At 62.3% G+C, this 11,671-nt stretch carries 8 protein-coding genes and 1 pseudogene; 6 read left to right on the top strand and 3 right to left on the bottom strand.

The genetic code is table 11. From position 1 onward, the window contains the following. Nucleotides 1-25 precede the first annotated feature (25 nt). From repC to JAO75_RS17555, 3 genes and pseudogenes are all read right to left on the bottom strand, one after another. Nucleotides 26-1,333, bottom strand: coding sequence for a plasmid replication protein RepC (gene repC / locus JAO75_RS17545; RefSeq protein WP_199050437.1), 1,308 nt, complete (start codon nt 1,331-1,333; stop codon nt 26-28). Nucleotides 1,334-2,186: 853 nt separating this feature from the next. Continuing rightward, nucleotides 2,187-2,681: pseudogene (locus JAO75_RS17550) on the bottom strand (hypothetical protein); the annotation flags it as partial. 433 nt (nt 2,682-3,114) lie between these two features. Further along, the gene (locus JAO75_RS17555) at nt 3,115-3,912 is read right to left on the bottom strand and encodes a Crp/Fnr family transcriptional regulator (RefSeq protein WP_246742580.1); all 798 of its coding nucleotides are present in this window, start codon (nt 3,910-3,912) and stop codon (nt 3,115-3,117) included. Between the two features lie 258 nt (nt 3,913-4,170). Between JAO75_RS17555 and JAO75_RS17560 the strand changes: the two genes are divergently transcribed. The 6 genes from JAO75_RS17560 to JAO75_RS17585 all read left to right on the top strand — a co-directional run bounded on the left by JAO75_RS17560 (nt 4,171) and on the right by JAO75_RS17585 (nt 11,641). After that, entirely contained in the window at nt 4,171-5,688 is a 1,518-nt protein-coding gene (locus JAO75_RS17560; RefSeq protein WP_199050440.1) for an ATPase domain-containing protein, read from the top strand. After that, nucleotides 5,672-6,715, top strand: a complete 1,044-nt coding sequence (locus tag JAO75_RS17565) for a sensor histidine kinase (RefSeq protein ID WP_199050441.1) — start codon at nt 5,672-5,674, stop codon at nt 6,713-6,715. The genes JAO75_RS17560 and JAO75_RS17565 overlap by 17 nt, the downstream gene beginning before the upstream one ends. Nucleotides 6,716-6,837: 122 nt before the next feature. Next, on the top strand, nt 6,838-7,029 hold the full coding sequence (locus JAO75_RS17570; RefSeq protein ID WP_199050442.1) for a ribbon-helix-helix domain-containing protein: 192 nt from the start codon (nt 6,838-6,840) through the stop codon (nt 7,027-7,029). Next, nucleotides 7,019-10,000, top strand: coding sequence for a PAS domain-containing protein (locus JAO75_RS17575; RefSeq protein WP_199050443.1), 2,982 nt, complete (start codon nt 7,019-7,021; stop codon nt 9,998-10,000). Before JAO75_RS17570 ends, JAO75_RS17575 begins: the two co-directional genes overlap by 11 nt. A 403-nt stretch (nt 10,001-10,403) precedes the next feature. Further along, entirely contained in the window at nt 10,404-10,595 is a 192-nt protein-coding gene (locus JAO75_RS17580; RefSeq protein WP_199050444.1) for a type II toxin-antitoxin system ParD family antitoxin, read from the top strand. Then, on the top strand, nt 10,595-11,641 hold the full coding sequence (locus tag JAO75_RS17585; protein WP_199050445.1) for a PAS domain-containing protein: 1,047 nt from the start codon (nt 10,595-10,597) through the stop codon (nt 11,639-11,641). Before JAO75_RS17580 ends, JAO75_RS17585 begins: the two co-directional genes overlap by 1 nt. Nucleotides 11,642-11,671 lie beyond the last annotated feature (30 nt).

Genomic DNA, 11,671 nt, shown 5'->3' on the forward strand with positions numbered 1-11,671 from the left:
CCGACGTCACAGCGATCAGCTGCCTTCAGATGGCAACCCCGCTCGTATCCTGCCGATGACCCGTGCGCCAGACACGGGTTACGGCTGACTGCTGCCCGCTTCCTTGGGAGGGTACCTCATGCACCCAAGTCTTTCGACGCGGGCCACAACTTATTTCACTCCCCGGCCGACCGATTTTGTTCCCCTGAGCAAGCTTGTGTCTCCGCAAGGCAAGCAGCTCAGTCTGAAGGTCGATTTCGCCTCTCTTAACGAGGCGAATGATAGACCGGAAGTACCCACCAGGGCTTCGGATGCTGTGTTTGCCGCTTGAGACATCGTCGTCATAGAGTTGCAGGACGTAGATTACAGCTGTTGCAGCATGGATGGCTCCGATGGCCTCGACGGCCTCAGTCCAGGCGCTTGGGTGGGCTCCCAAGGAGGCTCGAAGGAACCGTCCCGCCGAAACAAGGTCGGCAGCATTTCGGATCGGGTGAGCACAATCGGAGATCACGGGGCACGCTTCGACGATCAAGGTTGGTAGCGACAGCTCAGTGGGTAAAGCGGTCTGAGCAGCAGGCTCCATGTCATCCTGGCGGCCATTGTGACAAGTCTTACTCAAGGATTCATTCTCTGCCTCTATGTGTCGGCATGTCATGCCGTCACAGCTTGCCTGATAGAAGGCTTCTTCAGCGAGCTGCCTGATCTCGTTCCAGACCTCGACGAGCCCGGCCGGGAGTGTCGCCCCGGAGCGTTTTGGGGTGCGAGCTTTCAGTGTACTGAGGCGGCTCTCAAGAGCAGTACGATCAACAGCGGGGTAGTACTGCGCCAGTGCACTCAAAGCCGCTTCAGTGGCACGACGGCAGACCGTGATCTCGTCAAAGGAGCGCTTTAGAAGTTCCTTTCGCTGCTGTTGCTCAGCGGTGGCGGCGGCCCACTCGCCTCGGCGTGCATAGAGCGGCGTGAGATCGAAGCCGAAGGCATCGACAACATTCCCCTTCTCGTCCCGAACGGCGTAGCGCTTGCCGTTCGGGGAGTCCTTCGGGATGAGCACTTGAAGCTCAATCAGGGCCCGGATGGCATTGCGGATTGACCGCTCCGACAGTCCGGTGGCTGCCGTCAGCCTCTGGTTGGACGGCCAGACGAGAAGCCTGTCCATGTGATGTTCGCCCCAACAGACGACGAGCTGACTCAGGACAAGTCTCTGCGGTGCGCTCAGACGGAGTGCTCTTTCAGCATCACGAGCAGAGGCTGAAAGCTCCTTTCGTGTAACAGTGCGCCCAGATTCGAGCGCAAACTTCCTCGCGGCCAAAGCAGCGTGTCTCAGCCGCCGGCCTCCAGACGATGCGGGTTGCATCGCTTCCCTCCAATGTGAGGGCAAAGCGGGAGCGTTCACCGAAACCGATGTTCTTGACACGCAGCTTGTCGGGATGGCATAAGGAGGTTGCTACACCATTCCTGTCGCCGATCCCTCGGTGACTCCAAAGGCCCTCGAAGTTTCCAGCTTCGTGGGCCTTTTGCTTTGCCTAGCCTTAGTTCACGGTTGTCTTCTCCCGTTCGAAGAGTGTCGCGAGGTCGGGGATTAATCTCAGTCCGATGAGACCGATGCGCTCTCTTGTGCCGGCACTGATCTCGCCACCGGCTTCTTCAAGCACCAACACGACGATCTCCCGGAAGTCCGTCTGGCGAGGGACCTCTCGGAAGCGCTGATGATCTTGCTGACTCAAGCTATCGGACGTTGTGTACCCCACTCTCTCGCAACACATGAGAGATGAACCGATTCGGTGTTACGTGTGGAGTCGATCTGTAAGAATCGATTAATCCTGATTGCGATTTCCACTGAAAAGCTGAGTCCGAATGAGTCAAGCGCTTGGATGGATCCAGTCACGTTGCAGTGGACTTACCGCATTTCCGCTATTTAAGACTCAAGCTAGATTCGAGCTCTGACAGGGAGAGATTCAAATAGACTCTGTATTGCTAAATATTCTTCGTGCTATGCAGCTCAACGACAAGAGACTACTTTTAAATATCGTCGCATAGCTCCAAAGCCTTATGATCCAAGAGGCCTGCTCCTGGCGCATGAACTAAGGGCACTCCAATTTTAGAACCTTCTGACCCAGGATGCGGGGCAATCCCACATCCCAGTCTCTTCTCCCGCGCTTCTCGAAGGGATCGTACAGTCGGTTCACAGGCTCGGTGTTCTTGGCCGAGCCGAACCAGCTCTTGATTTTGGCGAACATGGGATGGTCAGCCACAGAGGTAGGTGTTGCGGCGTTCTGCTGAACGACAGCCATCCGCGTCCCCACCTTCTCTGGTTCCAGCAAGTCAGCCTGGCGTCCCACAGCGAGCGCACCTTCGAGGATATCAAGCCGCGCTCGGAACGGGAGATCGTCTCTCAATCGGGACGAGATATAGAGTTCCCGCTTGCGCTCAACCACCGGTGTGTCGGCGCAGGCTAGACGGGTGACGAAGGGCAGCAGTTGCTGCCGCTCCTCATGGGTGGCTTCATCGTTCAGTTGCATCGCCAGCGCACAAATCGGGCGCGAGAAGCAGTCTGGCATGTCTTGCACGGACCGGACGGGACGGTATGGGAAACCCGCGGCGACAATGGCTGCTTCGTTGATGCAGGTTCCGCCATCCTTGCCGGGGAACGTGTGCGAGCCCTGTTTCAGCTTCCAATTCAGAATGTGGTCGAAGTTGTCCATGGCACCCATCCTTGTGGCGTGCCCCCTCCAAGGGGGCCCCCCTGCCACTCCGGCTGTCAACCGTGAGAGGCCCCACGGCGTCCGGAAACCACACTACCGGTGGGTCTTAGAAGACCGAACATTCGATCCGCAGTTTTCTCAGAAAGGCGCAAGAGAGGATTGGACATTCACTCTCTTAAATGCAGCAATATCAAGCACTTAGCATCGCGCCAATTGAGCCATGTGTAGCACTATGGTGTGACACCGTCGAGGGGATGGTGGGCGATTTCCCTTAAAAGGTCAGCAAACCATCTCATCTTATAGAGTATCTCGCGAGCCGCATCCCTGAAACATACAGCAGCGACAGTGACGTTGATTGCAGGGAAGACGATCAGAGTGTCTCATCGGCAGAGGTCACTTACAGCGTCATAGATCGTCGGCGGCATCTGGGCCTTCAGCCCTTCATCCTCGAGCCAGGGCGCCTACTGCCTGCCTCTTCCTTTTGGGCCGAACTCTCCTCGAGGGTTGGATAGACGCCCGCCAGCACCTGATCGAAATGGCGGCGCAAGGCATTGTTACAGCCACATGACAACGCATCCAGAGCGTCCAGATCCCGGACGCGTACCCCACCCCTGCGGGTTTCCAGCAGATGCCGGCGCTTCAGGGACTGGATGACCCGGCTGACATAGCTTCGGCCAACCCCCATCATGCTGGCCAACTGCTCCTGGGTCAGCGGGATATCATGATCGCCCGTCCGATCGATGGCGGCCAGCAGCCATTTCACCGTCCGCTGCTCGATCGTATGGACCGCGTTGCATGCCACCGACTGGAACACCTGCGCCAGCATGCAGTCCGCATAGCGAGCGAAGAGATGCCTTAGGCTCGGCGACCGGGTTTCGAACTCCTCCAGGTCGGCTGTGGAAAGGCGCAGGAAGGGACCCGGGAACTGGATCTCGGAGCGGGCAAAGGCCGGCAGACGCCCTTGGCTCACGATGCCGCCGACCGCCCCCTCACGTCCGATCAGGGCCGTCTCAACGGTCAGACCATCCTCAAGCTCAACCACGAAGGACACCAGGCTTGGACCGCAAGGGAAGTAAACGAACCTGACCTCGTCTCCAGGTTGGTACAGCCTGGCTCCAGCCTCGCCCTCCCACTCCTGAAGCGACGGCACCACGATGGCGAGATCTTCCGGCTTGAGAGCGCTCAGCAGGTTGTTGCTGGCAATCCTCTCCCTGAGGCGTGATGGGATCATGGGAAGCTGCATTAGGCGTCTTTTCTCCACCGCTTCGACACGTCCAACGCGCCAGGGCAATTTACGTTCAATTGTGAACATAACCTGGGCCATGTGTGCACATGTGGACAGACAACTTGGAAGCTCCTGTCTACAAGGACGCGCAAGTGCCCTCTAAATGACGACCATACCGGCCTGTGCGACGGACTCGGACCTGATGCACAACATGGGGCTCAATCGTCGACCCAACCGAAACCGCTTATTTTTTTGAGACTGTCCATGACGCTTTCGTCGCCTTCCGATGCTGCACCCGTCCCAACAGGGGTTCCAGGGCTCGATGACATTCTGGCCGGGGGCTATGCCGCCAATCGCGCTCATCTCATCGAAGGGCGGCCCGGCTCCGGCAAGACGACGCTAGGAATGCAGTTTCTGCTCGCCGGGGTCGAGGCGGGTGAGACCTGCCTCTACATCACTCTGTCCGAGAGCAAACGAGAGCTTCTGTCCGTCGCCTCGCGCCATGGCTGGTCGCTTGAGGGCATCGAGATCTTCGAGCTTGTCCCACCGGAACTGAGTCTCGACCCAAAACAGCAGCAAAGCCTAGTCTACTCCTCCGATCTGGAGCTCGGCGAGACGGTGCAGATGGCGCTGGCGGAGATCGAACGGGTGAAGCCCCGGCGGGTCGTGTTCGACTCGCTCTCGGAGATCCGGCTTCTGTCCCAGGGCTCGCTGCGCTACCGCCGGCAGGTGCTGGCATTGAAAAGCTATTTCCTGCTCAATGACGCAACCGTCCTCATGCTCGACGACCTGACCTCCGACCAGGACGACCTCAATCTGCACTCGATCAGCCATGCGGTTATCCGCCTTGAGCAGGTTGTTCCGGCCTATGGCGCCGAGCGGCGCCGGCTCAGCGTCACGAAGATGCGCGGCACCGCCTTCCGGGGCGGCTACCATGATCTGATCATTCAGCGCGGTGGCCTGCGGATCTTTCCCCGTCTGGTGGCCGCCGATCATCACAGGAATTTTACCTTTGACGCGATCCCCAGCGGCATCGGTGAACTCGACACCATCCTTGGTGGAGGTCTGAGCCGCGGCACCAGTACGCTCGTCATCGGTCCGTCGGGAGCGGGCAAGTCCACGCTGGCGCTCGGCTATCTCTGGGCCGCCCTGGAGCGTGGTGAGCCTGCCCTCATGATCAGCTTCGACGAGACCATCGGTATTCTTCTGCAACGAGCCAAGGGTGTCGGCTTCGACCTGGCGCCTCACGTTGAGGCAGGGCGGCTTCGTATCGAGCAGATCGATCCGGCCAACGTCTCTCCTGGCGAGTTCGCCGGCCGCGTGCGGGAGGCTGTCGAACGGGATGGAGCAAGGGTCGTCGTGATCGACAGCCTGACCGGCTACCTGAATGCCATGCCGGAACAGCCGTTCATCGTGCTCCAGATGCATGAACTTCTCACCTACCTGAACCAGCAGGGGGTGGTGACGATCATGATCCTGGCCCAGCACGGCATGGTTGGCCAAATGGTCTCGCCGATCGACCTGACCTATCTCAGCGACGCGGTGGTGCTGCTGCGTTTCTTCGAGGCGAACGGGCGCATCCGGCGGGCCTTGTCGGTGGTCAAGCGGCGGACGGGCTCGCACGAGGACACGATCCGGGAGTTCCGGATCGACAATCAGGGTTTGCGCGTTGGTCCGCCGCTGGAGCAATTCCGGGGTGTGTTGACGGGCGTGCCGACGTTCGAGGGCCAGCGCGCCTCGCTTCTTGAGGAGCGTGAGACCGACAATGGTGGAGGCCGATGACGTGTCCGTGCTGATCCTTGCCCCGCACGGGCGAGATGGCGCGGTCGCATCGGCGATCCTCGGGGAGGTCGGGATCTTGGCGGAGACCCGCCCCAGCCTCGAAGCGCTTGTCGCAGGGCTGGATGGATCGGCCTGTGCGGTGATCACGGAGGAGGCACTCCTCAGTGCCGACCGCCGCGAGCTTGCCGAGTGGATCGAGAGGCAGCCGCCCTGGTCCGACTTTCCGTTCATTCTGCTCACCCATCGCGGCGGCTCACCTGTCGAACACCTCACCGACCTGCTCGGGAACGTCACCGTGCTGGAGCGACCGTTCCATCCGGCGGTGTTGGTGAACGCCGTCAGGTCCGCCTTTCGGGCGCGGCAGCGCCAGAGGGAGGTCGAGGCGCACCTCAAGGAGCGGCAGCGTACGCATGAGCGCCAGGCGTTGCTCATCCGCGAGCTGCACCATCGGGTGAAGAATACTCTTGCAACGGTCCAGGGTCTCCTCGGGGCCACAGCTCGTTCCACGCACTCCGTGGATGAGTTCTACCGCTCGTTCGCGGACCGGATTGTCGCCTTAGCCAACACACACAACCTCCTGACCGAGGATTATTGGCAGACTGCGCCGCTGATCGAGATGTTCAGGAACGAACTGGCTCATTACGACGATGGCGGCGCGCGGCGGATCACCCTCGATGGGCCACCGGTGGAGCTCTCGGCCGATCTGGCCGTGCCGATCGGCATGGCCTTGCATGAGCTGACCACGAACGCGGCCAAACACGGAGCCCTCTCGGGTCCAGGCGGACAGGTTGCTGTGGCTTGGAAGGTCCGGGATCTGGAAGAAGGGCGCCGGCTTGCTATCGAATGGGTGGAGCGGGGCGGTCCGCCGGTGGAACAGCCGCGGCGAAAGGGGTTTGGGTCGACATTGCTGCATCGGGTCCTGACCCATCAATGTCATGCAACGATCAGTATCGCCTATGACCGGGAGGGGTTGTCGTGCCATATGGATATTCCGCTGATCGAGGAGCGGCTCGTGCCGGAGTATTGATCAATGGGGCAGCCCAAACCTCCGAATTGACCGGACTGCTGAGCGGCTGGTGCAGCTGGCGGATGTCTCTTGATTGTCAAAAGTCAGCAGCTAGATCCACCCCGTCACCGGATCCTCCCCCAATGTCCCCCGACCAGACCCGCAACGTCTCTCGGACTGCTGAACTGAACGCGTTCATCCGCGGTCAGGTCGCCTCCGGCCAGTGCCAGAACGCCAGCGAGGTCGTTCGGGCCGGTTTGCGCCTCCTCATTCAGTCCAGGAGCGTCCTTGAACCGAACGTCTCCCCAATAGGCAGGGGACGTGATGGGCACTAAGGTCGAAGCGAGCGACCAGGAGTCTCTCGACTTCCTTGTCAACGGGGGTGAGACGGCCGCCCTGATCCTGGCGCATGACTGGTCGGCGACCCCGCTGGGCCTTCCTGAGACGTGGCCGCAGTCGCTGCGCTCTTCGCTTTCCATCTGTCTGACCTCGAGCTTCCCCACCGCGATATACTGGGGGCCGGAGTTGCACCTCCTGTACAACGACGCCTGGGCTCCTATCCCGGCCGGGCGCCACCCGTGGGCCCTGGGGCGGCCTGGGGCCGAGGTGTGGACCGACATCTGGGACGTGGTCTACCCGCAGCTCGCGCGCGTGCTGGAGACCGGAGAAGGCTTCTCGACTTACGACCAAATGCTGCCGATGGTGCGGGGCGGTGTCCGCCGCGAGACCTACTGGAACTACAGCTTCACTCCGATCCGTGGCGAGGACGGCTCGATTGCGGGCGTGTTCAACCAGGGCCACGAGACAACCGACCGGGTCCTCGGCGAGCGACGTAACCGGTTTCTGCTCGATCTCAGCGACAAACTGCGGTCTCTGGCTGACCCACGGAAAGTCATCGAGGTGGCCCAGGAGGCGCTCGGGCGGCATCTCGGCGCCAACCGGGTGGGATACGGCGAGGTGGAGGAGACGGCCCGCTACTTCACCACCGACCGCAACTGGACAGACGGGAGCGTGCCCTCCCGGGAGGGCACTCACGACCTCGCGGGGTTTGGTCCCGATGTGCTGGCCGCGTTGCGCGCTGGCATTCCGCTTCTCATTTCCGACGCGGCGCGCGATCCACGCACCAGCGCGCCCGAAAGCCTTGCGGCATTCGACGCCATCGACACGCGTGCCGCCATCACGGCTTCGCTGGTGAAGGAAGGACGGATGCGGGTGGCGCTCTACGTTCACGCGCGGGAGCCACGCCCCTGGGACGAGCACGATGTTGAGCTCGTCACCGAGGTGGCGGAGCGCACTTGGGCGGCGGTCGAGCGCGCTCGCTCCGAGGCAGCACTCCGTGAGCGAGAGGCGCGGCTTCGGCAGCTCAATGACACACTCGAGCACCGGATCGAGGCTGCTCTTGCCGAGCGCAACCTGCTTGCCACCATCGTCGAGACTACGGACGTGCAGATCCAGGTTCTCGACCGCGAGTATCGATGGCTGGCGATCAACAAAGCCTGCGCCGACGAGTACCAGCGCATCTTTGGCAAGCGTCCAGAGATCGGTAAAAACTTACTGGAGTTGCTCGCCGACAGGCCCGACCAGCAGGCTGCGGCCAAGGCCGTATGGTCCCGGGCGCTCGCAGGCGAGGCGTTCACGCAGGTAAGCGAGTTCGGCGACCCGGAGCTGGACAGCCGGTCCTACGAGATGAGGTTCGAGGTGCTGCGCGGACCGGACGGCTCCCAGGCCGGCGCCTTCCTGATGGGTCGGGACGTGACCGAGCGCGTTGCCGAGCAGCAACGGCTGGCCGAGGCGCAAGCGGCCCGCCGTGAGGCCGACGCGCTCTACCGCGCTTATTTTGAGAACGCGCCCGAGGCGCTGTTCGTGGTCGGCGTTCGGTCCGATGGCGGCTTTGTCGTCGAGGAGGTCAACCCCGCGCACGAGGCCGGTGTCGGCTTCAAGATCGAGGACATCCGGGGCAAGCGCATCGAGCACATCCTACCGCCCTCCGTTGCCCGACGGGTGCTTGAGACCTACCGGCACGTTGTGGAGACCGGCACGATCTACCAGTACCGTGAGGTGTTCGACCTTGCAGGCGGGCCGCAGCATTGGGACACTTCGCTGGTGCCGGTCCGAGATGCCGAAGGCCACATCATTCGGCTGATGGGCTCAAGCCGCAACGTCACCCGCCAAGTGACGGCCGAGGAGGCGCTCCGCCAGTCCCAGAAGATGGAGTCGATGGGCCAGCTCACGGGCGGCGTCGCGCACGACTTCAACAACCTGCTGACTCCCATTGTGGGCGCGCTCGACATGCTCCAGAGCAGAGGCGTAGGCGGCGAGCGCGAGCAGCGGCTGATCGCTGGCGCTGCGCAATCGGCTGAACGGGCCAAGACGCTGGTGCAGCGGCTCCTTGCCTTCGCGCGACGCCAACCGCTCCAGATGACCGCAGTGGATGTGGGTAAGGTCGTTCGCGGCATGGCCGATCTGGTGGCGAGTACGACGGGTCCTCAGGTCAGGGTGATGGTCGAGGCTGCCGAGGACCTCCCGCCCGCCAAGGCCGACCCAAACCAGCTCGAAATGGCGCTTCTGAACCTCGCGGTGAATGCGCGCGATGCCATGCCCCGGGGCGGCACGCTCCGCATCACAGCTTCCGCCGAAACCGTTCAGGCAGGAGTGGGCGGAACGCTTCAGGCCGGGCGCTATGTCCGCCTTTCCGTCGCAGACACCGGAACCGGCATGGACGAGGGGACCCTTGCCCGTGCCGTCGAGCCGTTCTTCTCGACCAAGGGCATTGGCAAGGGCACGGGCCTCGGACTGTCGATGGTTCACGGTCTCGCCTCGCAACTCGGCGGAGCGCTGTCCATCAAGAGCAAGCCTGGGCTCGGCACCAACGTTGAACTCTGGCTGCCCGAGAGTGCCGATAGGCCCGAGGCGCCGGGGCCAGCGCGCGCGGTACACCTCGCCCATGCGCGCAAGAGCGCGCTGCTCGTCGATGATGAGGAGCTTGTGCGGCTGAGCACGGCCGACATGCTCGCCGACCTCGGCTACGATGTGCTGGAAGCGACCACGGCCGAAGAGGGTTTGGCGTTGGTGCAGAAGGGTGCGGAGCTCGACCTTCTGGTCACCGATCACCTCATGCCGGGCATGACCGGCTCGGACCTCGCGCGAACTGTCCAGACGCTCAGGCCAGGCGTGCCAATCCTTGTGATTTCCGGGTATGCGGAAAGCGAGGGCATCGAGCCCGACCTGCCACGCCTCACGAAGCCGTTTCGCAAGGACGAGCTCGCCGCCAGCATTGCTTCGCTGATGAATGGCAGATCGTCCTAGCGCAAGGGTCGAAGGTGCGCTCAACCCAGGGATGCCACATCGTCTGAAAGAGCCGGGGAATTTCTTATTCCACCGGGATCATTGTCTAACCGCACGGTGGCATGCAAGCTCCTTCTTGGTGCCGGAGCTGTTGTTTGCCAGGAGCAGTGTCATCGTAGCAAGCAACATCAACCGCCAAATGATGGGTTTAGCGGGGACCTTCCAATGGAGAACCGCAAGCATCGGGTCTGTATGTGGACCAGCATGGTGCGTGACCCCTCGATCGGCGTGCCACCATGAGTCCCCGTCAGACTTTGAAGGTTAAATCCTTCATAAGCGGTTCCGACCCTCTTTTGCCGCGCCGCGCCTCTCTTGATTGTCAATTCTTGCCAACTAGATGCCCTCACTCACCGGACATCCGTTCATGGCCACAGACCAGACCCGCAACGTCTCCCTCACGGCGGAGCTGAACGCGTTCATCCGCGCTCAGGTCGCCTCCGGCCAGTACCAGAATGCCAGTGAGGTGGTCCGGGCCAGTCTGCGCCTGCTCCAGCAGCAGGAGAAGCGCAGCCGGCGCAAGGGCGCCGCTCTGCCCCTGGATCCGGCAGGTGGATGATGAACTCCAAGCCTGATACCCTGTCCTCTCCCGGCTTTTTGGCCGGTGGTGGCACGATGGGAGCGCTCATCCGGGCCCATGACTGGTTGGCCTCGCCACTTGGTCCTCCCACATGCTGGCCGCAGGCGCTGAAGACGGCGGTCAGTCTGATGCTCCAAGCGCGCCAGCCGGCCTACATCGCCTGGGGCTCCGAGCAGATCTCGCTCTACAACGACGGCTACATTCCGATCCTCGGCACCAAGCATCCGGCCGGGCTTGGGCAGCCTGCGGCGGCGTTGTGGGCGGAGATCTGGGAGACCCTTGGTCCGCTCAACGCGGCCGTGCTCGCGGGTGAGGCACAATGGTTCGAGGACATGCCGTTCGCGCTCGCCGGCCGCGACCGGGACATGAGCTGGTTCAGCTACTCCTACACGCCGCTGCGGGGCGACGACGACCGGATCACAGGCATCTTCTGTGTCGCCCAGGAGACAACCGAGAAGGTCCTGGCTCAACGCCGGTCCCAGGCCGAACGTGAACGCCTGACCCGGATGTTCGAGCAGGCTCCCGGCTTCGTGGCGATGCTCGAGGGACCCGAGCACCGGTTCGGGCTCGCCAACCCCGCCTACATGCGGCTGGTCGGGCATCGCGACGTGATCGGCAAGACGGTTGCAGAGGCCCTGCCGGATGCAGTCGAGCAGGGTTACCTTGAGCTCCTGGACGAGGTCTACCGTAGTGGCAAGGCTCTCAACCTGATCGGTGCGAAGTACGCTGCTCAAACAACCCCTGGCGGCTCCATCGACGAGCGGTATGTCGACTTCGTCTACCAACCGCTGACCGACGCGACCGGTACCGTGACGGGCATCTTCGTCGAGGGGTACGACGTCACGGATCGGATCCGGGCCGAAACCCATCGCCGGGCCCTTCTCGAACTCGGTGACCGCATCCGCGACATCGGCGATCCCGACGAGTTGTCGTTTGCTGCGGCCGAGATCCTCGGACGGACCCTGGAGGTGAGCCGGGCCGGTAATGGGATGGTCCGGCCGTGCTTCTGCCCCGCTTGTTCGTAAGCTGTGGGGTTTCGAGCCACGCAAGGAGCA

Source organism: Microvirga splendida (genome assembly GCF_016427565.1).
In the GTDB taxonomy this organism is placed as follows: Bacteria; Pseudomonadota; Alphaproteobacteria; order Rhizobiales; family Beijerinckiaceae; genus Microvirga; species Microvirga splendida.

Coding starts and splice junctions, on each gene's coding strand:
- repC (WP_199050437.1), bottom strand. CDS start 1,333: ATGCAACCCGCATCGTCTGGAGGCCGGCGGCTGAGACACGCTGCTTTG.
- JAO75_RS17555 (WP_246742580.1), bottom strand. CDS start 3,912: ATGATCCCATCACGCCTCAGGGAGAGGATTGCCAGCAACAACCTGCTG.
- JAO75_RS17560 (WP_199050440.1), top strand. CDS start 4,171: ATGACGCTTTCGTCGCCTTCCGATGCTGCACCCGTCCCAACAGGGGTT.
- JAO75_RS17565 (WP_199050441.1), top strand. CDS start 5,672: ATGGTGGAGGCCGATGACGTGTCCGTGCTGATCCTTGCCCCGCACGGG.
- JAO75_RS17570 (WP_199050442.1), top strand. CDS start 6,838: ATGTCCCCCGACCAGACCCGCAACGTCTCTCGGACTGCTGAACTGAAC.
- JAO75_RS17575 (WP_199050443.1), top strand. CDS start 7,019: ATGGGCACTAAGGTCGAAGCGAGCGACCAGGAGTCTCTCGACTTCCTT.
- JAO75_RS17580 (WP_199050444.1), top strand. CDS start 10,404: ATGGCCACAGACCAGACCCGCAACGTCTCCCTCACGGCGGAGCTGAAC.
- JAO75_RS17585 (WP_199050445.1), top strand. CDS start 10,595: ATGAACTCCAAGCCTGATACCCTGTCCTCTCCCGGCTTTTTGGCCGGT.